At 47.2% G+C, this 25137-nt stretch carries 18 protein-coding genes; 5 read left to right on the top strand and 13 right to left on the bottom strand.

The window, feature by feature from the left end:
* Window positions 1–2 precede the first annotated feature (2 nt).
* Window positions 3–2741, bottom strand: a complete 2739-nt coding sequence (locus ZMOB_RS03350) for an Rne/Rng family ribonuclease (RefSeq protein WP_014500636.1) — start codon at window positions 2739–2741, stop codon at window positions 3–5.
* A gap of 602 nt (window positions 2742–3343) precedes the next feature.
* On the opposite strand from ZMOB_RS03350, the gene ZMOB_RS03340 reads away from it, so the two are divergent.
* From ZMOB_RS03340 to prfB, 3 genes are all read left to right on the top strand, one after another.
* Entirely contained in the window at window positions 3344–4291 is a 948-nt protein-coding gene (locus ZMOB_RS03340) for an N-acetylmuramoyl-L-alanine amidase family protein (RefSeq protein WP_012817448.1), read from the top strand.
* A gap of 211 nt (window positions 4292–4502) precedes the next feature.
* Window positions 4503–7082 (top strand): penicillin-binding protein 1A, encoded by a 2580-nt coding sequence (locus ZMOB_RS03335; RefSeq protein WP_014500633.1) that lies wholly within the window; start codon window positions 4503–4505, stop codon window positions 7080–7082.
* 110 nt (window positions 7083–7192) lie between these two features.
* Window positions 7193–8320, top strand: a complete 1128-nt coding sequence (prfB, locus tag ZMOB_RS03330) for a peptide chain release factor 2 (RefSeq protein WP_011240149.1) — start codon at window positions 7193–7195, stop codon at window positions 8318–8320.
* Window positions 8321–8372: 52 nt separating this feature from the next.
* Here the strand turns inward: prfB and lexA are convergent, their stop codons facing one another.
* The 3 genes from lexA to ZMOB_RS03315 form a co-directional block, all read right to left on the bottom strand.
* Window positions 8373–9026 (bottom strand): transcriptional repressor LexA, encoded by a 654-nt coding sequence (gene lexA, locus ZMOB_RS03325; RefSeq protein ID WP_011240150.1) that lies wholly within the window; start codon window positions 9024–9026, stop codon window positions 8373–8375.
* 165 nt (window positions 9027–9191) lie between these two features.
* The gene (trpD, locus tag ZMOB_RS03320; RefSeq protein ID WP_011240151.1) at window positions 9192–10217 is read right to left on the bottom strand and encodes an anthranilate phosphoribosyltransferase; all 1026 of its coding nucleotides are present in this window, start codon (window positions 10215–10217) and stop codon (window positions 9192–9194) included.
* Window positions 10218–10243: 26 nt separating this feature from the next.
* Entirely contained in the window at window positions 10244–10828 is a 585-nt protein-coding gene (locus ZMOB_RS03315; protein ID WP_041573431.1) for an anthranilate synthase component II, read from the bottom strand.
* Window positions 10829–11820: 992 nt separating this feature from the next.
* On the opposite strand from ZMOB_RS03315, the gene ZMOB_RS03310 reads away from it, so the two are divergent.
* Window positions 11821–13713, top strand: a complete 1893-nt coding sequence (locus tag ZMOB_RS03310; protein WP_014500631.1) for a methyl-accepting chemotaxis protein — start codon at window positions 11821–11823, stop codon at window positions 13711–13713.
* Between the two features lie 58 nt (window positions 13714–13771).
* Here ZMOB_RS03310 and ZMOB_RS03305 read toward each other — a convergent pair whose 3' ends face one another.
* Window positions 13772–14203 (bottom strand): MerR family transcriptional regulator, encoded by a 432-nt coding sequence (locus tag ZMOB_RS03305; RefSeq protein WP_014500630.1) that lies wholly within the window; start codon window positions 14201–14203, stop codon window positions 13772–13774.
* Window positions 14204–14269: 66 nt separating this feature from the next.
* On the opposite strand from ZMOB_RS03305, the gene ZMOB_RS03300 reads away from it, so the two are divergent.
* Window positions 14270–14902, top strand: a complete 633-nt coding sequence (locus ZMOB_RS03300; protein ID WP_014500629.1) for a cation efflux transmembrane domain-containing protein — start codon at window positions 14270–14272, stop codon at window positions 14900–14902.
* 3 nt (window positions 14903–14905) lie between these two features.
* On the opposite strand, the gene ZMOB_RS03295 is transcribed toward ZMOB_RS03300, so the two are convergent.
* The 8 genes from ZMOB_RS03295 to ZMOB_RS03260 all read right to left on the bottom strand — a co-directional run bounded on the left by ZMOB_RS03295 (window position 14906) and on the right by ZMOB_RS03260 (window position 25094).
* Window positions 14906–15829: an NAD(P)H-binding protein gene (locus ZMOB_RS03295; RefSeq protein WP_014500628.1), complete on the bottom strand. Its 924-nt coding sequence runs from the start codon at window positions 15827–15829 to the stop codon at window positions 14906–14908.
* Entirely contained in the window at window positions 15826–17019 is a 1194-nt protein-coding gene (proB, locus tag ZMOB_RS03290; protein ID WP_011240157.1) for a glutamate 5-kinase, read from the bottom strand. The genes ZMOB_RS03295 and proB overlap by 4 nt, the downstream gene beginning before the upstream one ends.
* The gene (obgE, locus tag ZMOB_RS03285; RefSeq protein WP_014500627.1) at window positions 17004–18047 is read right to left on the bottom strand and encodes a GTPase ObgE; all 1044 of its coding nucleotides are present in this window, start codon (window positions 18045–18047) and stop codon (window positions 17004–17006) included. The genes proB and obgE overlap by 16 nt, the downstream gene beginning before the upstream one ends.
* A 91-nt stretch (window positions 18048–18138) precedes the next feature.
* Window positions 18139–18747 carry a GNAT family N-acetyltransferase gene (locus tag ZMOB_RS03280; RefSeq protein ID WP_014500626.1) on the bottom strand — a complete coding sequence of 203 codons (609 nt, stop codon included), beginning with the start codon at window positions 18745–18747 and terminating at the stop codon, window positions 18139–18141.
* Between the two features lie 192 nt (window positions 18748–18939).
* Window positions 18940–19209, bottom strand: a complete 270-nt coding sequence (gene rpmA, locus ZMOB_RS03275) for a 50S ribosomal protein L27 (protein WP_011240160.1) — start codon at window positions 19207–19209, stop codon at window positions 18940–18942.
* Window positions 19210–19341: 132 nt separating this feature from the next.
* Entirely contained in the window at window positions 19342–19650 is a 309-nt protein-coding gene (rplU, locus tag ZMOB_RS03270) for a 50S ribosomal protein L21 (protein WP_014500625.1), read from the bottom strand.
* Window positions 19651–19953: 303 nt separating this feature from the next.
* The gene (locus ZMOB_RS03265) at window positions 19954–23334 is read right to left on the bottom strand and encodes an autotransporter outer membrane beta-barrel domain-containing protein (RefSeq protein ID WP_014500624.1); all 3381 of its coding nucleotides are present in this window, start codon (window positions 23332–23334) and stop codon (window positions 19954–19956) included.
* Window positions 23335–23639: 305 nt separating this feature from the next.
* Complete coding sequence (locus tag ZMOB_RS03260; RefSeq protein ID WP_014500623.1) at window positions 23640–25094, bottom strand: MATE family efflux transporter; 1455 nt, start codon at window positions 25092–25094, stop codon at window positions 23640–23642.
* Between the last annotated feature and the right edge of the window lie 43 nt (window positions 25095–25137).

Raw genomic sequence — 25137 nt, 5'->3', positions numbered from 1 at the left:
TTTTATTCACCAAATGTCCGCTGCCACCAACCACGACGGGGAGCTGGCTTTTCAGCTTCTTCCTTGCTGTCGGATACAGGGGCAGCATCAGAATCCTTGGGGGTTTCTGATTTGATGGCCGTGTCATCCGCCTTTTCAACCGTCTTGGCTTCAGCCTTGACGACGACTGGCGTTTCGCTTTCGGTTTCAGCCTTTTTAGCGGCTACTTTTGCTGTAGCGGCCTTGGTCGTTCTCGTCCGTCTTGTCGCCGGACGTTTTGGCTTGGCTTCGGCTTCGCTGTCTTCTGACTCCTCGGCTTTGTCCGCGGTTTTCGGTTCCGCTTTTTTACGACGGGTAGTCGTTGTCCGTTTTCTGACCCGCTTTGGTTTTGTTTCTTCTACCGTTTCGGGTTCACTGGAAGCGACGACCGCTGTTTCTGCCTCGGTGGCCGGTTTTTCTGCAATCGGTTCTTCGTTCTTCACTTCTACGACGGCTGTTTCCGTCGGAGGCGTTTCTTCGTGAAGAACATTTGCCGGTGCCTGATAGCTTTCGCTTTCTACTTTAGGTGAGCGAGCGCGAGGGCGGCGTCTTGTCCGACTGCTGCGAGCTGTTTTGTTTTCAGCTTCGCTGGTTTCTTCTGTCGGCGTGCTTTTTTCTGCAACGTCTTTTTCTACCGGCAGAGCTTCGCTTTCATAGCTTTCCTTGATGGGGGTATCCTCATCAGGCGATGTGGCTTCTGAGGCCTCCGAAGAAAGCATCAAAGGTTTTTCGGCAAAATTTTCACCATTGCGACGACGACCGCCTCGTCTGCCCCGCCGACTGCGACGATTACGACGGCTATGTTCGCTGTCTTCTTCGTGGCTGGCATCTTCTTCTGTATTCAGGAACGCCTGTGTAGCCTCTTTGGGCTCCATACGTTGGTTATCCTGAATCGCTACTTCGGCATTATAGGACGAATTGCGACGAGCCATATTTTGGCGATGATTCCGACGGAAGGGGGCTTCGATAACCTCTTCAGCTTCGATTTCTTCGATCTCTGGCTCTTCCTCATAATCGTCGATTTCGTCTGGTGAGGAAGTCGGCAAAGGCGGTGGTAACATCAGGCCATGGCTGGGGGGAGGCCCTGCCGATTCTACGGATATCTGATTATTGCCACGCAGAGGATCGCCATCGATCAGGATCGTCACCCCATAAAGGGTTTCGATGCTGCCCAGTTCTTTCCGCTTTTTGTTGAGGACATAAATAGCGGAATCAAGTGAAGTCAAAACGTGAATCTGACTGCCATTGCCGCGTGAGGCTTCATCTTCGATCATCCGCAAGGCCATCAAACCTGCAGAAGGCGTGGTCAGCATCAATCCCGATCCCTGACAATGCGGGCAGGGGACAGTCGAGGCTTCGAGCATACCGGTTCTTAAACGTTGGCGGCTCATTTCCATTAGGCCGAAGCTGGAAATATGGCCGACCTGAATACGGGCGCGGTCATGTTTCAAGGCATCTTTCATGGCCTTTTCAACCCGACGGATATTGGCGCTTGATTCCATGTCAATGAAGTCAATGACAATCAATCCGGCCATATCGCGCAGGCGAAGCTGTCTTGCGATTTCGGCTGCCGCTTCGAGATTGGTTGCGGTGGCCGTCTGCTCAATATTATGTTCGCGCGTCGAACGGCCAGAGTTGATATCAATCGAGACCAAGGCTTCGGTTGGATTGATAACCAGATAACCGCCCGATTTAAGCTGAACAATCGGCTGATACATGGCGTTAAGCTGCGCTTCTACTCCGAAACGCTGAAACAGAGGTGCCGGATCAGCATAAGGCCGCACTTTGCGGACGTGGCTAGGCATCAACAGCTTCATGAAATTCCGTGCCGCCCGATAACCGTCATCGCCTTCGACCAGAATTTCATCAATTTCGCGGCTATAGATGTCACGGATAGCCCGTTTCACAAGATCGCTATCGCCATAGATAAGCGCCGGAGCCTGTGACAAAAGCGTTTTTTCGCGAATTTCATCCCATAAGCGGGCAAGATAATCGAAATCGCGTTTGATTTCGGTTTTTGTTCGTTGCAGGCCAGCCGTTCTGACAATGCAGCCCATTGAGCTAGGCAGATTTAATTCTGCCATGATGGACTTTAATCTTTTCCGATCGGCTAGATTGGAAATTTTGCGGGAAATACCGCCACCATTGCTGGTATTCGGCATCAAGACGCAATAGCGACCAGCCAAAGAAAGATAGGTCGTGAGAGCGGCGCCTTTGTTACCGCGTTCTTCTTTGACAACCTGAACCAGCAAAACCTGCCGCCGCCGGATAACATCCTGTATCCGGTAATGATGCCGCCCAAAATGTCGCCGCCGATTTCTTAAATTTTCGAGGCTGTCATCATTGGCATCGTTGCGGATGGCTTCGGAATCAGAGAGATCTTCGCCCTCTTCATCATCTTCACTTTCCTGCTGCTTGTTATGGCGTGCAGAATATTCTTCTTCCTCACGAAGAAGCGCTTCGCGGTCTTCGCGGGGAATTTGATAATAATCGGGGTGAATTTCTGAAAAAGCTAAAAATCCCTGACGATTGCCGCCATAATCGACAAAAGCCGCCTGTAAGGAAGGTTCGACACGGGTAACCTTGGCCAGATAAATATTGCCTTTTAATTGGCGACGGTCAGCCGATTCAAAATCAAATTCTTCGATACGGTTACCTTTGATGACGGCAACCCGGGTTTCTTCCCTGTGGCGGGCGTCAATCAACATTTTAGTAAGAGTCATTCAAAAATCTCCGTCGCGCTGCACAATTCTTTTAGGACAAAGGGCGCGCGAGTAATAATAATATTATCTAAAATAGAGTCGTCATCTGAGAAACAGGATCCAGCGCCGACCTGAGAGGTCAGCCATGAACAACAGCACTGAAAGGCCGCGCGGCTAGTATCGGCGCTGTTACAAGCGCGGAAGGTCTTAGCTGCAGCGGGCCCTGCCTTATCGGAATGGGGCAGGCTTAAAACAGCGGCGTGCATCGATGCTTTCGATCCGGAAACACAAATAGATATCATTCAATAAAGTAGTAATAGCGAGAGGCAGAAGCGATTCCGTTTTTTGAACCAAATTTTTCCTGTTCTCTTCATTGATTCGCTACCATCGCTTTACGTCAGACGCAATGGTTGCTGTTCAACTTGTGGGATGAGCTTATCCTTTATGGGGGAAAATATAAATATCAATAGCTTGCGCTCTAAAAATGTTTTTTTAAAAATGAGCGTTTTTCTGGCTGGTCACAGTCCTTCTAACAAGGGTAATCGGTTAAAATGGCGTATCCGAAAAGAAAAAAGACCCTTTTTTACAGAGAGGGAGCTGTAACTGTTAAATATCTTAAAGGCATGGTCGAGGGTTTTAAGCTGAAATTTTTGAAAAAAAAGCCTTTTGGTTCGATTATCTTTTTTTTGTTTTTCGTATCTCATGAGTCTTGGGCTGCAGTTGTGCCGATGGCAAAACCGGTTCGGATACCCATCGCGCGTGAATCTGGTTCTGCTCCATCAATGCCTCGCATCTATGGGGCGCGGGTTTCCGGTCGTCCTTTAGTCTTGATTGATCCCGGTCATGGAGGGCATGACCCCGGCTCTTCCTCTCGCGATGGACGGTTGCGAGAAAAAGAAGTGACTTTGGCGATTGGTCTTGCCATTCGGGATGCCCTTATCCGGTCGGGGCGGGTTAGAGTGGCATTGACGCGCGAAGATGACCGTTTTTTGCCTTTGGTGACCCGAAGAGAAATCGGGCGGCGGATGAATGCTGATCTTCTTATTTCTATTCATGCGGATAGTGCGGCTGTCGGGAATCCGCATGGGGCAACCATTTATACTTTGTCGGAAGTCGCCTCGGACAAGATTGCAGCACGCTTGGCGGCTAGAGAAAATCAGGCCGATATTTCGGGTTCAAGAGAATTGAGAAATCAGAATAGTGAAGTAAAATCTATTCTTTATGATTTGACCCGTCGTGAAACGATGAATGCTTCTGTGTCTTTTGCGTCGCTTTTACAAAGAGAATTGCAGGATAGAATCCCTTTTCGTAGTCATTACCATCGCTTTGCGGGCTTTGTCGTTTTAAAAGCACCGGATGTGCCTTCTGTTCTTATGGAAACAGGTTATATCTCCAATCCTGTGGAAGCAGCGCGTCTTTTTTCGCGGGGATATCGCGAAAATCTGGCTTTGGGGGTCAGACGTGCGATTGAAATTTATTTTGCCCGACGATTAGCGCGATTGGCAGAAGTTTCTGATTTGAAACCGGATAGGTCGAAAGAAAAAATCGTTACAAGGAAAATAAAAAGATAAATATCAGATATGGTCTAAAAAACAGTTTTTTTATAAATGATTTCCAAATAAGGTAAATGGACGGATATGGCAGATACCGATAACAACAAAGAAAAAGATGTCCCATATCATCTTTTGTTGAAAAAGGTTTTTGCTTCTTTCTGGCAAAGATATTATTTCTATCTTTCTTCAAAAATAGGCTGGAATATTCTCCGCCATTGGAAATTTAACAATGTCTGATCCCTTAAAAATAAGGGGGACAACATCGCAGCGAAAAAAACAGAAAATACAGAAAAAAATGTCTGTTAAACGATTTTGGCATGGAAAGATTTTTCGGTCTTTCTTTCTGTTGTTGGTTGTCGGCTGCTCTTTTTCCGGCTTTCTGTTCTGGCGGTATTTTATCCGAGATTTACCATCAGTTGAAATGCTGGCTGATTATCATTTGCCGATGCCGGCGGTTGTGCGCGATGGCAATGGGATGCCCTTTGGTCATTTTGTTCGCGAACATCGTGAAAAGCTGAATTATGAAGATTTCCCGCCTGTGGTTATTCAGGCTTTTTTATCGGCAGAAGATAAATCCTTCTTTTCCCATCACGGGATCAATGGCGCTGCCTTCTTAAAAGCCGTGTATGAATATTTTACCAAAATGGGCAGTGGAGAACGCGCCCATGGCGGTTCTACCATTACCCAGCAGGTAGCCAAGAATTTATTGGTAGGGGATGAATATTCCCCGACCCGCAAAGTCAAAGAAGCTCTTTTGGCTTTCCAGATCGAGCATCTGTTAACGAAGCGCCAGATTCTAGAAATTTATCTCAATCAGATTTTTTTAGGGCGGAATGCCTATGGTGTCAGTGCCGCTGCTAAAGCCTATTTCGGAAAAACAGTGAAAGATCTGTCTTTACCGGAAGCGGCTTTTTTAGCCATTCTGCCAAAAGCACCGTCCAATTATACCCCTGAACGCTATATGGAGCGCGCTTTGGGACGGCGTGCTTATGTCCTGCATCAGATGATGTTGAATGGCTATATTACTGCCTTTCAATATACCGAGGCTAGTCAAACGCCTTTGGGTGTTATTAAGCCGCATATTATCGCTAAAGCTCCTGTTAAGGGGGGCTATTTTCTTGAAGAAGTGCGGCGGGAATTGGTGAACCGTTTTGGCGAGAGTGCCAAAGACGGCGAGAATAACGTTTATTCCGGTGGGTTATGGGTTAGAACCTCTTTTGATCCTGCGCTTCAGGAATCCGCCGAAACCGCCTTAAGGGATGGCTTTGTTCGTTTTGAACGGGATCATGGTTGGAATGGACGCGTCGGGAATATTGATCCAGGTGAGGGGTGGCAAGAACGGCTGATCGCTGCCAATATCGGCACCGGTTATGCGGATTGGTATGCGGCTGTTATCCTAGAAAAAGAAAATGGTCGCGCCAAAATTGGCTTTGAAGATGGTCAGGAAGATTATCTTTATCCATGGGGGGCAGCGATGCCGCGCCATGATACTGAAACCTCGGCATGGCGGTTTTTGCATGAAGGCGATATTATTATCGTCAAGAAAATCGACAATTTTTGGATATTACGTAGCCTTCCCGCTGTTTCCGGCGGCATGGTGGTAGAAGACCCCCATACAGGCCGAGTCATGGCAATGCAGGGAGGATTTGACTACCGGAACGGGGATTTTAACCGCGCCACCCAAGCCGAAAGACAACCGGGATCCACCTTTAAGCCTTTTGTTTATTCAGCGGCTTTGGATCACGGTATGACACCGGCCTCTATCATTGTTGATGGCCCTTTCTGCGTCTATCAATCTGCTCGTTTGGGTATGAAATGTTTTCGTAACTTTTCCGGTGGTTATTCGGGCCCCCAGACAATGCGTTGGGGTGTTGAGCAATCCCGAAATTTGATGACGGTGAGAGCGGCCGCCCAGACAGGAATGGCGCATGTCGTCAAAATGGCCGAAAAAGCCGAAATCAATCCGCCGGGGCATCCTTATCCACCGGTATTGGGCATCGCTTTGGGCGCGGGCAATACCACTGTTATGCGCCTCACCAATGGTTATTCGATGTTAGCCAATCAAGGGCGGCGCTTGCATCCGAGTTTGATTGATTACGTCCAAGATCGGAATGGGAAGGTTATTTATAAATCGGATGACCGGATATGCAGCGGATGCAATCTGCCAGAATGGGATGGTCAACCCATGCCGAGGCCGCATCATACCAATGGGCAGGCGATCAATGCGATGACGGCTTATCAGATGCTGCATATCTTAGAAGGGGTTGTTCAACGAGGAACTGCCGCGATCTTGCGGGATTTGGGGCGTCCCATGTTTGGTAAGACTGGCACCTCGACAGGGCCGACCAATGTCTGGTTTGTTGGCGGATCTGCGGATTTGGTCGCAGGGCTTTATGTCGGTTATGATCGTCCCCGTTCGATGGGACATAGCGCCCAAGGGGGTACTGTAGCTGCCCCGATTTTTAAACAATTTGCCCAGCGCAGTATGACAGAGATGCCTGTGAAACCTTTTCCGGTGGCACCTGATATTCATATGGTAAAAATAGATCGCTATTCAGGTTTGCGGATCTATGGTTCTGCGCCCGTCAATCCTGCCGATCCGATGAGTCCGATTATATGGGAGGCTTTTAAACCCGATAATGAGCCGCGTCGGAGTTTCTATCGACCTGCGGTTGTTGCGGCAGCCGTTACGCCTGTTCCCAATAATACGACCGATGACAGCCATAAAAGTGAGGCTGTCAAAGCTCAGCCTGTGGCTCCTCCTGTTAATCTTCCGCATCCAAATGATCGCAGTAGCTTGCAGAAGTGAGGTTAAATCTATTAGAAGCCTAGCTGGTCAGTTTTTATCGTCTGATCCGAATAATGTATTTTGATCGGCCTTGTTTGATAGGCTGTTTTCTCATTCAGAAAGGGATGATTATGCGCGCCGAAGCGCAAGCCCATGTCGACCATATTCAAGAATCTTTGGCGCTGCTTAGGCGCTTCCTCGACTGGGATAGAGCCTTGCGGCGGCTGGATGAATTGAACGCCCGCGTCGAAGACCCCAGCCTTTGGGATGATGCCCGCGCGGCGCAAGAAGTGATGCGCGAAAGAGGACGCTTGGATGAGTCCATTGCGGCCACGCGTGCTATTGCGACAGAGCTTCAGGAAAATATCGAGCTGATCGAGATGGCCGAGGCAGAAGGTGAAGAGGAAATGGTGCAGGATGCCATTTCTGCACTGGAAAGCCTTGCTGAGCGCGCCGATCGTGACAAAGTCAAAGCTTTGCTGTCTGGTGAAGCCGATGGCAATGATACCTATATTGAAGTCAATGCCGGAGCCGGTGGCACTGAAAGTCAGGATTGGGCAGAAATGCTTAGTCGGATGTATCAGCGTTGGGCTGAACGCCAAGGCTTCAAGGTCGAATTGGTTGACTATCATGCCGGAGAACAGGCCGGTATTAAATCAGCAACCCTATTGGTCAAAGGCGAAAGTGCCTATGGCTATGCCAAGACCGAAAACGGGGTGCATCGTCTGGTGCGCATTTCACCTTTCGATAGTAACGCACGTCGTCACACCAGCTTTGCTTCTGTTGCTGTTTACCCTGTGGTAGATGACGATATTGATATCGAAGTTTTGGATAAAGATTTAAAAATTGATACCTATCGTTCATCGGGTGCCGGTGGTCAGCATGTGAACACGACGGATTCTGCCGTTCGTATTACCCATATGCCGACGGGTATTGTCGTTGCCTGCCAGAACCAGCGTTCCCAGCATAAGAACCGTGCCGAAGCGATGAAGCAGTTGAAGGCGCGCCTTTATGAACGCGAATTACAAATTCGTGAAGCTGAAGCCAGTGCCGGTTATGCTGCCAAGAGTGAAATCGGATGGGGGCATCAGATCCGTTCTTATGTCTTGCAACCTTATCAGCTGGTAAAAGATTTACGAACTGGCATTACTTCGACGGCTCCGGCTGATGTGCTGGATGGTAATTTGGATGCCTTTATTGCTGCGGCTTTGGCGCAACGGATTACAGGCGAAACCGTTGAAGTCGAAGATGTAGAATAGAGAACAAAATTTTTGATAGCGGTTGTCAAAAACCGCTATTAAAAAGATTTACTTAATAGCGCCGTAATAAGCCCACTAACCGACCTTGGATGCCAATTCTACTGGCATCATAACGCATCGGTGCATAGGCACGATTGGCAGGGTCCAGTCGAACCATTCGACCTTCACGGTGGAAATATTTTAAAGTCGCATCGCTGTTATCAATTAAGGCAACCACGATTTCACCTTCATGAGCTTCATCGGTTTGACGAACGATAATATAATCGCCATCAAAAATACCGGCATCGACCATGGAATCTCCGGCGACCTCTAGGGCGTAATGGGCACCGCTTCCAAGATAGCTTGGTGGGACAGCCAGATGGGATTGGCCTTCCAGAGCTTCTATCGGTAAACCAGCAGCAATTCTGCCATGAAGCGGGATCTCGATAACATCATTATCCGCTTTCGGGGGCGTATAATCCCGAGAAATTTTTTTTTGAATTTCCGTTTTATCTTCTGGCAAACGGATCACTTCCAATGCCCGTGCGCGATTAGGTAATCGGCGGATAAAGCCTCGCTCTTCCAGAGCCTTGATAAGGCGGTGAATCCCTGATTTCGATTTGAGATCAAGGGCGAGTTTCATTTCTTCAAAAGAAGGTGAAATACCTGATACGCTGAGCCGGTTGTGGATAAAAAGAAGCAAATCATGTTGCTTGCGCGTCAGCATAGCCGCAATCTTCCGTCAAAGGCCCGCTAACGAAGGGGCGTGTTTCCTCATCTTTTATAAGACAGGCTTCATGATTCTGTTGGAACAGATATAGAACGTGTAGGAAACATCCATCTAACTGTCAATAGATGAGCCGTTCTTTTGCCCCATTCGTTAGCGGCTATTTTAGCGGAGATTCTGGGAAAATTTCTTCCATGCCTCGAAAACTTGACTGGCACGTCCACTATCTATGACATTTGAGGCGACATTAACGCCGTCATCCCAGTCCCAGCATTTTTCAGCAACAATCAGCGCGCCCGCTGCATTGATTAGAACGGCATCGCGATAGGCCGAGGCTTTACCTGCCAAGAGATCTAATAAGGCTTGGGCGTTGTAGTCTGCATTACCACCCCGAATACTGCTGATCGGGTGGGTATCAAGGTTAACATCGGCAGGTTTTATCCGTATCCGACCTGCGGGTAATCCACTGTTGGGATTTTCATTCTTACGGATCATTAATGCGGTGCTGCTTTTGCTGATTGAGACCTCGTCCAAGGGATCGTCGCCGGAAACCAGCAAAACGGTATCCAGACCAAGGAGGCTAATAGCTTCGCTATAGGCATCAAAATAGCGCGGCGAGGCTAAGCCGATAAGTTGACGGCTGACTTGTGCGGGATTGGCGAGAGGCCCGATCAGATTGAAAATCGTAGGCTGGCCTATTTTGCGTCGCAAAGGTGCAAGCTCGACCAAGGCAGGATGATAGGTTGGCGCAAAAAGAAAAGTGATGCCGGTTTCTTTCAGGCAGTGTTCTGCCTGCTTGGGAGTAAGGTCTATTTTGACACCCAAGGCCTCCAATGTATCAGCAGCCCCTGCCATACTGGAAGAGGCTCTGTTTCCATGCTTGGCTACGGGAATATGAGTGGCGGCAACGACAAGAGAAACGGCGGTTGAAATATTCAGGCTGTTTTGGCCATCGCCACCCGTCCCGCAAACATCAATAGTATCTTCCGGTGCCTTGATTGTGACCATTCTTTCAATGGCAGCTTTGGCTGCGCCAGCAATTTCAGCACCGCTTTCGCCTCTTTTAGACATGGCGATAAGGAAAGCTGCAAGATCATCCTTATCATAGAAGCCATCAAGGATTTCTCCGAATGTTTTTCTGGCTTCGTCGAAGCTAAGGGGGCGGGTCGGGTCTGGAAGAACGGATGTCATAAAAAAGCCCTGCTATTCAGCCGTCGTTATTGATTATTTTCTTGCGCAATTTTGATGAAATTACCAAGCATTTCATGCCCAAAATCGGTGGCAATACTTTCAGGATGGAATTGTAAGCCGTGGATCGGAAGGCTTTTATGCCTTAATCCCATGATAGTGCCGTCTTCATCCCATGCATTCACGACCAGTTCGGAAGGAAAATTTTTCTTGTCCACGACTAAAGAGTGATAGCGTGTGGCTGTCAGTGGAGAGGGCAGGCCTGCAAAAAGGCCGCTATCATCATGGTGGATAGAAGAGGTCTTACCATGCATTAAATGTTCGGCTCGGACGACTGAGCCGCCAAAATATTGGCCGATAGCCTGATGCCCCAGACAAACACCCAGAAGAGGACGTTTATTTTTGACGCAGGCCGCGACCAGATCAAGAGAAATGCCCGCTTCATTCGGCGTTTTGGGGCCAGGAGAAATCACAAAGGCTTGGGCATGGGTTGCCAAGGCTTCTTCTACCGTTAGAGCATCATTGCGGACGACGTCTATTGTTGCGCCTAATTCCTGTAGGTAATGGACAATATTCCATGTGAAACTATCGTAATTATCAATGACAAGGATCATCTTATAAAGACTTTTTAAAACGGACAAACTGTCTTCTTTTAGCACAGCTTTTCCATCCTAGGGATAGTTCTTCTGTTGTTTCTCTTGGTGATTGGAAAAGAAAATTTTTTTGACAGTATGAAAAGCGTAAATAAGATTTACCGCTGTATCTTGATTTTGAGATCAAGGTCTTTTTATTCAAAATGAAATGTAAAAAATAAAAATCCCATATGCTTTGTAAAATTGAGTTCAGTGTATCTCCATTTTTATTTTTATGGAGTAATTTTTATTTAAAAATAGTTTTTGTTCTTTTGAAATGCTTTCTACTAATTTTTCTTTTTAGTCTAATGGCTATTGAAACATTTTTTAATTTTAAATTGTTTAAAAAAGGTCTGGTTTATATTTGAGATTAAGCCTGTATTCTTGAAATATTCTATTCTTATGAGGGGATTGGATATGTGTGCTTTGTAGGGCGCATTCTTCTTTTTTTTACAAAAGATTGCTGTCTGGTTGTGGGGCGTGCCTATTCATTGCTTTTACAGAGAGAAAACGGCCAATTTTAATTTTAAGTTATTTTTAATTTAGTTTTTTTAAAATATAATTTTATATATTATAAAATATTATTTTTATAATTTTATTTTTGGCCAATCCAAATAAATAGAAGGTTTTTCCTAAAACGCTATTTTTATTTCCAAAAATAGAAGTAAATTATGATTTACAGTAAGAACGTAATTCTTCTTAAGAAGAATATTTTATTGTCAATTTTATACAGATGTAGTTGCTACTCCCTATATTTCTGAATATAAAATAACAAAATTTTAGCTAGACCAAGAAAGTTAATAAAAATTTCACGAAATTTAAATACTGAATCTCTTCGTCAAAATAACATCCCTTTGGGATGTTGTTCGGATGGCCGACTGCCTTTGCATAGGAATTTTCAGTAAATAAAATTTAAAAAATGTCGTTTGAATAAAATAACGCCTTTCCTGCTCCTTTGAAAAAACGGTGAATTTATGGGTATTTCAAATTTAATAAAAAATTTGAAAGTTTCTACCAAAGCACACTTCATTATGGTCCTACCTATTCTTCTGTTAATTATAGGAGGATTTGGGTCTCTTCGTGTCCAGTGGAAATTTGTATCAATCGCGAAAGATTTATGTGTCGCCCAGCGCGCCAGAGCACAGTCTGTCAGCGATATTTCTCGTGCAACAGCTGATTATCGTTCTGCTGAAACACGTTATGTTATGGTTCCCGACCCACAGGCCATTCAGGCTGCCCGTCAGGAAATGACAGTCTATCGTAGCCGGATAGAAGACAATATTCACGCATTGGAGCAGAGTGAAGCCAGTCAGGATGTTTTCGATGCGACACGTCGCTTTTTAACAAGCTGGCAGAATTATGCTATTTTAAATAAAGCCACGTTGGATGCGATTCAACAGGGGCGAACGAATGAAGGCCGCGATTTCTTCTGGAAAGAACTTCCTGCTTTTGATCAGGTGACTTCAGCACTTGGTAATTTACAGGCTGTTGAAAAACAGGCGAATGCCAACAAAGTCGCTGATATGGAGCATTCATATAATTATGTTCGTATCCTGACGATTATTGTGACGATATTGGCTATTTTGCTTTCTCTGTTAATCGCTAATATTATGATTAAGGCAGTCGTCCAGCCTTTGGGTATTATTACCAATGCTTTGGCTGAATTGGCCGAAGGTAATATGGATGTAAAGGTTGCCCTTGATCCCCGTGAAGATGAAATCGGCACCTTGCTTGATACTTTGAATACATTCCGTGACCGGATGCGGAATGCTGAAAAGCAAAAGCAGATGGAGTTGGATTCTCTGTTCTCTGGTATTGGTGAGGCCTTGGAAGGTCTGCGTAATTGTGATCTGACAACGCGGATTAGAGGTAATTTGTCTGGCTCTTTCTCGGAAATTCAGGAAAACTTTAATGATTCCCTGAATATTTTAGAACAGACGGTATCCCAGATTATAAAATCGGCTGAAAATATTCAGAATGGGGCAAGTGAAATTCGTCAGGCTTCTGATGATCTGTCTCAGCGGACGGAACAGCAAGCTGCCAGCCTTGAAGAAACTTCGGCTGCTATGGAAGAGATTTCTAAGACCGTCGATCAAGCGGCTGTTGGTGCCAAAGATGCTAAACAAATGATAGATAAAGTTCGTGGTGAAGCCGAAAAGAGCGGCGATATTGTTCATAGAGCGATTGATGCTATGGCCAAAATCGAAAGCTCTTCCAACGAAATCGCACAGATCATCAGCATTATTGATGGCATTGCTTTCCAGACAAACTTGCTGGCTTTGAATGCTGGTGTTGAAGCCGCCCGTGCCGGTGATGCTGGTAAGGGATTTGCGGTTGTGGCCTCGGAAGTTCGGGCTTTGGCACAGCGTTCGGCTGAAGCCGCTAAGGATGTGAAAGAAAAAATCACGGCCAGCGCAGGCGAGGTTGATGGCGGCGTTGTTCTCGTGAATGAGACTGGACAGGCACTGCAACGCATTGTCAGTCAGGTTCATGAACTTGGTAAGAGGGCAACGGAAGCTGCTGCCATGGCGGAAGAACAGGCTGTTGGTTTGAAACAGGTCAACACGGCTGTTTCCGAAATGGACGGCGTGACCCAGCAGAACGCTGCGATGGTTGAAGAATCAACCGCGGCAGCCCGTAATCTGGCCAATGAAACCATCGCTATGATGGAACAGGTCAGCATGTTTAAGCTGGGGAATGGGAATACGCGGCAGTTCGCCAGCACGCCAGCGGTAACTTCCGCTCCGAAGAAGCCAGCGGCACGGCCTGCCTCAAGAAGCAGCGCCAAATCTGCTCCGGCGAAAGCGGCAGCCAAACCCAATCCGGCCCCTAAGCCTATGGCGGATGATGATTGGTCAGAATTCTAATTCCAATAAAAAGCGCTTAATCCTCAAGCGGGTCGGTTTTATCACCGACCCGTTTTTTTTATGAGGTTGATTCTATGGGCGTTTTATTCTGCTTTGATAAATTTTTGAGAATACAGCATTGTGCTATTGTCCCGCCCTGACAGGCGGTTATTTTTTGCCTGAGTTCGGAAGCGAGCTGGGTTAAATCCTGAATTTTGGATTCGATGATATCTAAATGGCCGCGCGCGATTTTATCGACTTTTTGACAATCCTCATCGGGTTGGTCGGTCAATGCGATAATCTCGCGAATTTGAGATAATGGGAAGCCCAATGACCGGCAGCGGCGAATGAAAGATAATCTCTTAAAATGGTCGCGGTTATAAAGTCTATAATTATGGCCTGTGCGAAGCGGGGCAGGGAGCAGCCCAATAGATTCGTAATAGCGGATCGTAACGACTTTGGTATCAGTCTCTTTGGCTAATTTGCCGATCGTGAAATAATCCGTATTCATCGCTTGACCCTATAGTAACTATAGACTGCATTTTAGCTGTCTTGATTCCTCATGACACGAGCAGATATGATGGGTAGGAAATGTTGTTGCGAGCCTGATTTTTCAACAAAGAAAGCTATACCCGAGGGATATAAAAAGGCCTTATGGGTTGTTTTTATTCTTAATAGCATGATGTTTTTAGCCGAGATTGCTACCGGATTTTTTTCAAAATCGGCTTCTTTGCAAGGGGATGCTTTGGATTTTTTAGGGGATGCCCTTAACTATGCCATTAGTTTGCTGGTTATAGGGTATTCGCTGCGGGTAACCGCGTGGGCGGCGGTTCTAAAAGGCGCTACTATGGGGCTGTTAGGCGCATGGGTCTTGGCTATTACCCTTTGGCATATAGCGCATGCTATTGTCCCAGAAGCGACGACCATGGGTATTGTCGGTTCGGTTGCCTTGTTAGTTAATGTCGTTTCATTTTTATTATTATGGCGGTTCAGATCAGAGGACGCCAATATGCATTCTGCGTGGATTTGTTCGCGGAATGATGTGATCGGTAATTGTGCTGTTTTATTAGCGGCCTTTGGCGTGTTTCATTGGGTGAAAGGCTGGCCTGACTATTCCGTTGCCTTTATTATGGCTTTATTAGCTTTGCAGGGGGCTTGGGTCAGTATCCGTATGGCTTTGAAGGAATTACGATCTTTATCTGTTTGCTAACTGCTATCTTTTGAGCCAACCACGGGAGCGATACCAGATAGCGGTTTGGTTCAATCCTTCTTCAAGTGGGATTTGAGGCTCCCAAAGGGTAGTAGGGGGTCTCAAAGTCGGATTGATGACCCAATCAGGATGGCAGAAATAACGGACGCGATCTTGTGTTAGCCGCGCTTGATTTCCATGCAGCCAGCCTTCTGCTTTGGAGGCAAAAGATAGCAATTTTTTAGGAAGATGGACGACCTTTATAGAAGGGCGCCCAACGGCATGTCCCAAGGCTTGGGCGAATTCATTTTGGCTCCAGCCTTCGGGGCGGCCGTCATCAACTTCATAAAGTTGGTGATAGCTTGGCTGGCTGATATCTCGATCGACTAATGTCAGGATAAGGCGCGAAAGGTCATCGGCAGCAATCAGGGATAACCTGCCTTTGGGCGGCATAATCATCAATCCCATGACCGCCATTCTAAACATCTCGAGCATTTCCCGATCCCCTGAACCGTAAACGGCAGGTGGTCGGATAATCGTCCAGTCAAGCCCAGAGGATCTTACCTTTTCTTCTGATTGGGCTTTTGACCAGCCATAATCCGAGAGTTCGGCTTCTCTGGCCGCCAAAGATGAGACATGAATAAAGCGTTTTATTCCGGCGGCCTTGGTGGCTGCGAGAAGTTTTTCTGTGCCGGTCAGATTGATATGCGCGAAGGCTTCCCTGTTTTCGGCTTTGACAGCCCCAGCCATGTGAATAACGGCCTGACAGGATGAAACCAGTTTTTTGAGGCTGTCTTCATCTTCAAGGCTACCACGAATCCACTCTACCCCCGGTCTTGCGGGTTGTGGTCGTCGGGTCAAAGCCTTGATACCAATACCGCGACCTGCGGTATTGTCGAAGACGTGGCCGCCAATAAAACCTGTTCCCCCCGTCAGTGCAATTTTCATAGCATAACCATATGATTGCGATGGATCAGGGCTGTTCTGGCCTCATATCCTAGAATATCAGCAATTTCCTGCGATCGCTTGCCTGTGATTTGGGCAGAATCTTCGCTGTCATATTCGATCAGACCCCGCGCAATAAGGTTGTGTTCTTGATCGAGGATATCGACCACGTCACCGCGGTTGAATTTGCCCTCTATGGAGCAGACGCCCGCAGGGAGCAGGCTGTTTCCATCATGGAGTGCCTCGACTGCGCCTTGATCGATATAAACCTGACCATGAGCGGTTAATCGTCCGGCCAGCCATGTTTTATGAGCTGAAGCGCTTTCATCGGCTGTGAATAGCGTGCCAGCACCATCATCCAAAAACATCGTCAGCGGGGAAGGGCGTTTACCCGTTGTAATCGCGAGATTAACGCCGGAATAGGTGGCGATGCGCGCCGCTTCTACCTTGGAAGCCATGCCGCCAGAACCCATGCCGGAAGCGGAATCACTGCTAGCCATGGCTTCTGTGCTATTGTCGATATGTTCGACCCGATCAATCCGTTTGGCGTTGGGATCTTTCATGGGGTTGGCCGTGTAAAGGCCATCCACATCCGAAAAGAGGATAACGCCAGAGGCATGGCTGGCCTGCCCGATACGAGCAGCGAGACGGTCATTATCTCCAAAACGAATTTCTGCGGTCGCAATCGAGTCATTTTCATTGATGACTGGCACGACACCAAGAGAAAGCAGGCGATCAAGCGTAGCCGAGACGTTAAGATAGCGGCGGCGATCTTCTAGATCATCGAGTGTCAGTAGAATTTGGGATGAATCCAAGCTGCATGCACCCAGCAATTCTGCCCAGCATTGGCTAAGCAAAATTTGTCCGACAGAAGCCGAGGCTTGAGCATCTTCCAAGGATGCCCGTCCACCGCGTGGCAAGTTCAAGCGTCTGGCACCCAGTGCGATAGCACCTGAGGAAACAACAATGATTTGCTGTCCAGCTTGATGCAATTTGGCAATGTCATAGGCGACAGTTTGCAGCCAATCGCGACGAACTTGACCGCGTTGGTCAACGAGCAAAGAAGAACCAATTTTTATAACCAGTCGCGGGCAGTTTTCCGGTCGGAAAACCGCACCGTTATTATTGGCAGAGTTAGTTTCTGTTTCTTGCTCTTGGGATTCTGAAATATCAGAAGTTAGATCGGCGACCATATCTTCTCCGTTTGGGCGCTGCTCTCTTGAGCTTTTTCTATAGCGCGACCGGTCATGGTAATAAGTTGGTCAAGGATGGGATCCAAGCCTTGGCCTGTGGCACCGGATAAAAGCAGAACTTTCTGTCCACTGGCTTCTTCCAATGCCTGCGAAAGCTCAGCACATGTTTCTTCATCAACGCTGTCTATCTTATTCAGCGCCAGTAATTGCGGTTTTTCGGCGAGACCGGCCCCATAAAGAGCCAGCTCGTTTTGCACCTCATTCCATGCGGCTATCGGATCTTCGCCGGAGGCATCAATCAGATGCAGTAAAATCCGGCAGCGTTCGATATGACCCAAGAATCGGTCACCGATGCCGATACCTTCGGAAGCCCCTTCAATAAGCCCAGGAATATCGGCCAGAACGAATTCCTGACCATGGCGGCGCACAACCCCCAATTGAGGATGCAGTGTCGTGAAGGGATAATTACCGATTTTAGGATGGGCGTTGGTCGTGGCTTTAAGAAAAGTAGATTTGCCGGCGTTAGGTAAACCTACCAGTCCCACATCCGCGAGTAATTTCAGTCTGAGCCAGACCCATGCTTCTTGGGCCGGCCAGCCGGGGCCATGTTGACGAGGTGCGCGATTGGTCGAGCTTTTATAGCTAGCGTTACCGCGGCCACCATCACCCCCTTTTAAGAAAATGATTCTTTCGCCGACTTTTGTGAAGTCGTGGAGGATTTCTTCTTTATCTTCTGAAAGAACCTGCGTGCCTACTGGAACATGGATGACCAGATCTTTGGCACCCGCGCCGGTTTTGTTGGAGCCAGCCCCGCTAGCGCCACGGGCTGCGCGGAAATGCTGGGTATAACGAAAGTCGATCAGAGTATTGAGGCCGGGGACGGCTTCAAAAACAATGTCGCCGCCTTTGCCCCCGTTACCCCCATCGGGGCCGCCATATTCAATATATTTTTCATGACGGAAAGAGACCGCACCGGGGCCACCAGCACCGGAGCGAAGATAGATTTTTGCCTGATCGAGAAATTGCATGGTGTGACAGACTATAAAGAAAACAGGGCTTGTTTAAAAGCCTGATGATAGCAGGGGATATCATTTCATCAATAATATCCCCGTTATCATATTACGCAGCTAGTGTCGCGCTTCTGTTTGAAATAGTCTGTGATTTACTGTGTTGAGGAGATGGCTGACAGGAGGAAAAGACCCTGACGCGTTCTTCCTTGATAAAATTTTCTGGTAAAAAAGATACCGATGTATTGGCAGCACCCCAAGCAGCCGTTGGCGGCGTTTTCTGTTTTTCAGAAAAGCCGAGCTTGGTCAGCAATTTTTCAGCCGCAGCATCTGCGTGATCGTAGGCTGCCGTCAGTGACGGAAGGCGCAAAGCCTCATCCGCGAAATGAAGCATCAGTCGGCTGGCTTCGGTGGCAAAGCCCTGTCCCCGAAAAGCGGGGGCAATCCAGCAGAAGAAATGCGCTTCTTTTCCCGCAAGGGCAGTGATGCCGATAAGGCGGGGTTCTTTCCCATCCCGCAAAAAAATGCCGGAATGGGGGCGGGTAACGTCATTTTCGTGAATAAGCCGTGCGGCGTTATCCCGTAAATAACAGGTTACATCGTTATCCGGAGAGTCGAGTAATCCGCTGCGTGATGAGGCAGTATCCAGCAGATCGAGTAAAACGCCGAGGTCATCTGACCAAAGCGGCCTCAAAAATAAACGTGCGCTATAAGCGAACATCGGTTTAAGCTCCTTGATCGCCCCCCGTTTGTAGCTGCCTTAAAAGACAGTATCATGACAAAAGACGAATTATATGAGCGACTAACCGATCAAAAAAAAGAGCGGCCTTTTAGAAGGCTGCTCCCTTTTGTGACTGCTTTTCAACAGTCATAATCGGGTCGCCCTTTGACGGACGACCCAACGGATCATCCGTTATTCAGCTGCCAATGGCAAGGCATCGACGCTGACATAGCTGCGTCCGAGTTTTCCTTTATGGAAAACGACACGGCCTTCGGCTGTTGCAAATAAAGTATGGTCTTTGCCCATACCTACATTGCGACCGGCGTAAACTTTGGTACCGCGCTGGCGAATAATAATGTTACCGCCAATAACGCTTTCACCACCAAATTTTTTAACACCAAGGCGACGACCAGCTGAATCGCGGCCGTTACGCGATGAACCGCCTGCTTTCTTATGTGCCATTATGTAATCTCCCTAGAAAAGCCGACTTTTAAAAAGTAACGACTTTGCCGGTTAAAATTCTGAACATTCTGGCACTGATGGGTAGAATACGCATAGTGCCGGAAAAAGTTTCAGAAAAAATGAAATCCAATATTAAGCAGCGGCGTTACCGACTGATACAATCTTGAGGATTGTATGCTGCTGACGGTGGCCGTTACGGCGACGGTAGTTATGGCGGCGACGTTTCTTGAAGACGATGACTTTTTCCGCCTTAGCCTGAGCAATGATCTCGGCTGAAACCGTCAAACCTTTGACGGGCTGGAGATCAGCACCCTCACCGGCAAGCAGGACATCTTCAAGCGAAACTGTCGTTCCCGCCTCGCCGGCGATTTTTTCGACAACAATTTTGTCTCCAGCGGCGACGCGGTATTGCTTCCCGCCGGTGCGCACGATAGCGAACATGGCTTTTATCACTTCTTCAAAGGCATGAAATAAACAGATCGGATCATGCGTGGTTAACCCACACATGCCGGTTTAAGTGTGCTCTGCTAGTCTAAAGTGAGTCGTGAGTCAATATGTTGAATCGGCTATCAGCCGAAAAAGGCCAGTTTTTGGCCTTATTTCTTCATTGACGTGAAGGATGTGTCTTTTTGAACCACCTGTCCTTTGTTTGGGTATTTTCTTTTTTGAAAAAAAAGGCGTTACTTTTGAAGGTAACGCCTTGAAGAGATTACGAGGAAGTTTGGTCGGAGAAAAATGATTGAATCAGAAGATCCATGAAATATTACCTTTGAGGCCGCTTGAAGAATAATGCGCGCTATATTGGCCGCTATAGCTAAGGCCTAGCTGTAGGCGATTTTTGACTTGGGCTTGTAGGCCGACGCTGACCATCGCCGAATTTTCAGCCAAAGGCACACCCGAAACATTGAAGTCCGCCGTTTGATTAAGAAAATTTTCTTTGATGGAAGATGTGATTGTCCCGAAGGCATGGCGATAACCGATTGTGGCATTGGGTGTCAGGACAGTCGATTTCCCAAGCGTTACGCGGGAAGCCAGTCGGGAACCGAAAGTCGCATAGGCCATATTGCTGCTTAAAGCATGGCCAGAGAGCGCCGCTGCGCCGCCTGATTCACGGAAAGCATTGGTATGCTGGTTGATATAGGCGGCATTTCCAAAAGGTTCGACCATGACCCGACCAATGTCAAAGCGATAGCCGATATCCGCAAAGGCCTGCACGGTGCCGCCATTATAGCGACTGCTTTGTTGATCGGTAAAATCAGCGTAAAGCACTTTCCGACGGGTTGCTAATCTATCCCATGTGTAGGTTGCGCCCATTCTTAAGCCAAGACGATCCCAATGAGTATTGGCATAGCCACCCAAGGTAACGTTATTGCTGTGGCCGGATGAAGCCCGTTCGGAGACAGAAAAGCCGGAATGACCGTAGCCAACCAAGCCACCGATATGCCAATTCGGGATAAGCGAGGTTTCACCACCGAGAACAAAGCCGCCGACGGAATTACTCATTCCAGCGGCATTGGCGCTGTGGCTGTTATGGCTCCAATTGCCGTAGGATTGCATCCAAAGTGTTTGGCCTTGATCGCTGTCGCAGGTCGCTCCTGTAGATTGGCCATCCCGATTGGCAGTTTTTTCAGTGGATGCCCCAGGAATACAGTCGGCTGCCCGCATCCGGTTGATGGCCATATCCCTGATCTCGGTGGCATTTTGAATAAGCGCTGTTCTTGCCGAGGCGTGAATTTCACCAGACAGGCTATTGAAAGCATTCCGTGCCGCTGCAAAATCAAGTAGCGTTACCGGTAGAGCCAAGCTGGAAGTCGGGGACATCGCATCAAGTACTGTTGCAACATTTCGTTCATTTCGGCTTTGGGCGGCATTCGTAAAAGCGATATTGCTTCGTTCGATTTCAAGAGAGACAATATTGCTCTGGTAATCAACGCCGGTTGTCAGGAAGGGGTAAAGGGCATTGCCAGTCAGGTCGCTTTTGACAGCTCCAAATTGACCGGATATGCCGTCCGAGGCGGTCAAAATCGTATAATTTTGTCCTAATTTTGGTCGCCCCGCTTCGGAAGTGGCTAAGCTGACAAGAGTGGCGTTATTGATTTCGGCCTTGCCCTCTACAGCAATCATACTGGCGCTATTGCTGCCTATTTGGGTGAGATAGGTCGCGGCACTATCCAACACTAAATTGTGTGAAACATGCATATTGCCGCCGCCATTGTTGAGCACGGCACCCGGTGTGACAATCCCTTGCTTTACAGTCAAACCGCCAGCAAAAAGCCCGTTACCACTGACAATGCCGGTTGAATTGACAATGGCTGTTGTTTCGCCGTTATTTTCAAAACGGCCTGCATTTTCTACCTGCGATTTGTCCAATCTTCCTGTCAAGATGAGTTGGGCAGCCGCTGCCACGCCGGTTTTTCCGCTGTAGCTGTTATTGCCGGAGAAGATTTCTTGGCCGCCGCCAATGATAACACCACCATGAGTCTGGTTTTCGCCGCCTGTTAAAATAGGCACCGGCACCATCGCGGCACGGGTTGAGCCTTCGGCATAATCATCGCGAATAGAACCGGAGAAGGTATCTTGTGCCTGACTAAGCAATAGGGTGTTATCGCCTAAGACGACTTGTCCGCTGCCAGATAAAGAGCGGATATTCTGTCCGGTTTCAGAATGAGCGATATCGAAACTTCCCGCGACATTAACAACCGCCGATTGGGATATGCTGCCCGTACCGCCAATACCTAACCAGCCTTTTTCAGCGATATTGGTGGCACCGGTATAGCTGTTGTTATTGGTCAGATAGGCGATACCGCCCTCATGGATATTCACATCTTTACTGCCAGAGATGACCCCGGCCAGTCCCAATGCCCCCATGTCAGAAGAGACATCTAGCCCATTGGTGAAATTATAATCCGATACGTAAAAAGGCGTATAGCCTGTTACGGCATTTTCCAGATCATACATCACGGCATTTTGTAAGAAGAAAGAAACGCCTTCCAAGGTGTAATTCTTGGGTGTGTAGATATTGCTGCCCAATGTGAGGACATTGGTTTGATCGCCTTGGGAACCATCACCGGTGACAACCGAAACTGTCTGACCATTCGGGACATTGCCGGTAATGTTTAATATATGACCGGGGTCAACATCGTTGATATAGCCATCGCTGCCTGTTGCGCCTGCATCAATCGCCTGACCCAGTAAATCATTTGAGCCGACGATAATCATTGGTGTTCCGGAATCCAGCAGGGTCGGCATCCCTTTGGTATTTTGTCCGTTATCAAGCGCATATTGGAACATTGCATCAAATTGCCGTCCGGCGTTGGCTCCCGATAACGGAAAGCTGCCGATGATGCCCCGCCAAGGCACTTGGGTGAAGAATTGCGCTCTTAAGGCAGGTGTTAATCCAACGATAAGACAGCTTGCTCCGCAATCCCCCGGGGTTGTTGTGGTGCCATTGGCTTCGACAATATAGCCGCTTTTTGTAAGTTGGCCGGGAACGCCACCATTATCACCGCGATAAATGAAATCACCAGCACCCATAATCCCATAGAAATGATTTTCATCAGGCGCTTTCCCAGCGTCCAGTGATTGTTGCCATGACAAATCTTGATAATAGGCCTGTGAAGGATCCAATCCTGCCGTGTCGGGTGAAATCTGTTGCCCGATGTCGTTAGGATTTAATCGGTTCTCGGTAGCAATAGAGGCTTGAATAAGAGCGACACCTAGACCTGCTGAGGTGTCATAATTGGCTATTTTGCTGCCTGTTGTGCTGTTATAAAATTGGATATTTGAAACCGATGTATCGGATTGCAGATAGCCATAAGTGCCATCGCCATACATATAGCCGTAAGGACTGGATACGGCGGTACCGGTTTGTGGAAACCAGCTGGGCATCGTGCCACTGTTATTCATGCCGACTGCAATATTAAAGGAATCCGAGCCGGTATCGAAAAGATATTCTTTTGGGTCTCCGTTATTAACACCGGCATTGATGCCTAAGCGGGTAAAAGAAAATCCGTCTTCTACTTCATTGATAATATCGAGCGGTATTTCAGTTGCATGCAAAGCATGTGGGTAGAAAACACAACTCGCTAGAAAAAAACGGGTTATAATCCGTCTTAAATTTATCATACTCCCCCCAAATTTTATAATTTAACTATAATTTTATAGTAACGGGAGGAATTTTAGAATTTTTAAAAGTTTTTTTAAGATATTCGAATTTATTTTTGCTCTATAATGGTGAAATATATAAGATAATTTTAATTACATGGGGATGTTTTCATCTGTTTCTTCAAATAAATTAAGGTTTTTATGTAAAAATTTATTTTATATTTATTCATAAAAACCAAAATTTTTAAAAAAGTAATAATTTTTATATTTTTATTGTTGAAATTTTAAGTATAGATTGAAAATATATTTAAATATAAAAATTTATTTTAATGTTTTAAATCTTTATTAGCGTAAAATTGTCTTTTTTCCATGAATGGTAAAAGAATAAGTTGAGCACTACTGCGATAAAAGAGAAAGAGGCTAAAGGATAACCATAAGCCATTATTTCCCCAAGCTTTGAAAAAAAACAGGCTAATCATGAAGAGCAAAAGCGCAATAGCCATACTACCCATCATAGCTTTGCTCCATCCAGCACCAACAAAAACGCCATCCATTACATAGGAGCTGACTCCAACAAGGGGCAGAACAACCAACCAAATAGATAAATTTCCGGCGGCTTGGGCAACGATTGAATCTGTCGTGAAAGATTTGACCAGTAATGAACCCGAAAATCCGTAGATAAGTGCTAATAAAGTGGCGACTAGAAACGCCTGAAATAAAGTAGCGCGCATTAATTGAGAGAAACGCGTGTGATCTTTTGCGCCAGCGGCCTCACCACATAATATTTGTGCCGAACTTTCGTAGCCATCCAAAATCAGCGTTGCGAGCGAAAAAAGTTGATTGATAATGGCATTGGCCGCAAGCAAGATAGCGCCTTGCTGGACACTCATCCGAGTAAAGAAAATAATAGCCGTCATTAACAGTAAAGTGCGTATGAACAGATCGCGATTGAGGCTGAACAAGCTGTAGATGGTTTCTTTTTGCCAAGTCAGGCGATGAAAACCCAGCCGACATAATAGCTGAGGCGAAGCGTAACGGGTGACAGCCGCCAGTAGCAACAGAGTTGAAAAGATTTCAGAGATAATCGAGGCATGGGCGACCCCATTTACCCCTTGCTTTAGCAACAAGACAAAGAGGCAATCCATTGAAATATGAAAAAAATTACTGGCAACCTCGATAGCCAGAACCAGACGCATTGACCGCATCCCGATCAGCCATGCACTTAAAGCCATATTGGCAAGGATGAGGGGCACAATCCAGTAACGGAGACAAACATAGGAAGCGGCCTGCTCTCTAATCCCGCCAGAGGCATTCATTAAAGATAGCCCGAAGGGAATGATAAAAGTTTTGAAAAGTAGCAATAAAAGTCCGAGTCCTAAGGCAAGGGAAACGGCTCGAATAAGCGTTTGTTCGGTTTCATGGCTGGCTTCTATATTCGCGGGGTGGCGTAACCCTGCTTCTTGCCATTGTGCTTCTGACAAAGCGGCGCTGTGGCTGGCTTGGGTTGTATTCTGTCTTCCGGCGGCTTGAGCCGTCAAAGCGGTTGTTCCTGATCGTAAAAAATTAAAAAGCACACAGAGGGTGGTTAATAATTTTGCCCCGATTTCGACACCGCCTTGCGCTTGAGGATCGCCCAAGCGGCCTATCGCCCAGATATCCGCCAGACCAAACAAAGCGGTTGCGATATTGGTGACAATGGCGGGAAGCGCAATAGCTCCAATCACTTTATGACGGGAAAAGGAAAGGCGAAGGCGCGCAGTGGCTTGTTTCGGCAATAGCATTTGTTGGGGATGACTTGCTGCCTTTTCACTGTCAAGTTTGATC

Source organism: Zymomonas mobilis subsp. mobilis ATCC 10988, from assembly GCF_000175255.2.
Classification (GTDB): domain Bacteria; phylum Pseudomonadota; class Alphaproteobacteria; order Sphingomonadales; family Sphingomonadaceae; genus Zymomonas; species Zymomonas mobilis.
Note: the sequence above shows the minus strand (reverse complement) of the source record. Positions and strands in the feature narration are given on the sequence as shown.

What these genes read in the sequence shown, in the direction of transcription:
- prfB (WP_011240149.1), top strand. Translation starts at nt 7,193, where the DNA reads ATGCGCGCCGAAGCGCAAGCCCATGTCGACCATATTCAAGAATCTTTG.
- ZMOB_RS03335 (WP_014500633.1), top strand. Translation starts at nt 4,503, where the DNA reads ATGTCTGATCCCTTAAAAATAAGGGGGACAACATCGCAGCGAAAAAAA.
- ZMOB_RS03300 (WP_014500629.1), top strand. Translation starts at nt 14,270, where the DNA reads ATGATGGGTAGGAAATGTTGTTGCGAGCCTGATTTTTCAACAAAGAAA.
- lexA (WP_011240150.1), bottom strand. Translation starts at nt 9,026, where the DNA reads ATGCTGACGCGCAAGCAACATGATTTGCTTCTTTTTATCCACAACCGG.
- ZMOB_RS03280 (WP_014500626.1), bottom strand. Translation starts at nt 18,747, where the DNA reads ATGTTCGCTTATAGCGCACGTTTATTTTTGAGGCCGCTTTGGTCAGAT.
- rplU (WP_014500625.1), bottom strand. Translation starts at nt 19,650, where the DNA reads ATGTTCGCTATCGTGCGCACCGGCGGGAAGCAATACCGCGTCGCCGCT.
- proB (WP_011240157.1), bottom strand. Translation starts at nt 17,019, where the DNA reads ATGGTCGCCGATCTAACTTCTGATATTTCAGAATCCCAAGAGCAAGAA.
- ZMOB_RS03350 (WP_014500636.1), bottom strand. Translation starts at nt 2,741, where the DNA reads ATGACTCTTACTAAAATGTTGATTGACGCCCGCCACAGGGAAGAAACC.
- ZMOB_RS03260 (WP_014500623.1), bottom strand. Translation starts at nt 25,094, where the DNA reads ATGCTATTGCCGAAACAAGCCACTGCGCGCCTTCGCCTTTCCTTTTCC.
- ZMOB_RS03310 (WP_014500631.1), top strand. Translation starts at nt 11,821, where the DNA reads ATGGGTATTTCAAATTTAATAAAAAATTTGAAAGTTTCTACCAAAGCA.
- ZMOB_RS03315 (WP_041573431.1), bottom strand. Translation starts at nt 10,828, where the DNA reads ATGATCCTTGTCATTGATAATTACGATAGTTTCACATGGAATATTGTC.
- obgE (WP_014500627.1), bottom strand. Translation starts at nt 18,047, where the DNA reads ATGCAATTTCTCGATCAGGCAAAAATCTATCTTCGCTCCGGTGCTGGT.
- ZMOB_RS03340 (WP_012817448.1), top strand. Translation starts at nt 3,344, where the DNA reads ATGGTCGAGGGTTTTAAGCTGAAATTTTTGAAAAAAAAGCCTTTTGGT.
- ZMOB_RS03295 (WP_014500628.1), bottom strand. Translation starts at nt 15,829, where the DNA reads ATGAAAATTGCACTGACGGGGGGAACAGGTTTTATTGGCGGCCACGTC.
- ZMOB_RS03265 (WP_014500624.1), bottom strand. Translation starts at nt 23,334, where the DNA reads ATGATAAATTTAAGACGGATTATAACCCGTTTTTTTCTAGCGAGTTGT.
- ZMOB_RS03305 (WP_014500630.1), bottom strand. Translation starts at nt 14,203, where the DNA reads ATGAATACGGATTATTTCACGATCGGCAAATTAGCCAAAGAGACTGAT.
- trpD (WP_011240151.1), bottom strand. Translation starts at nt 10,217, where the DNA reads ATGACATCCGTTCTTCCAGACCCGACCCGCCCCCTTAGCTTCGACGAA.
- rpmA (WP_011240160.1), bottom strand. Translation starts at nt 19,209, where the DNA reads ATGGCACATAAGAAAGCAGGCGGTTCATCGCGTAACGGCCGCGATTCA.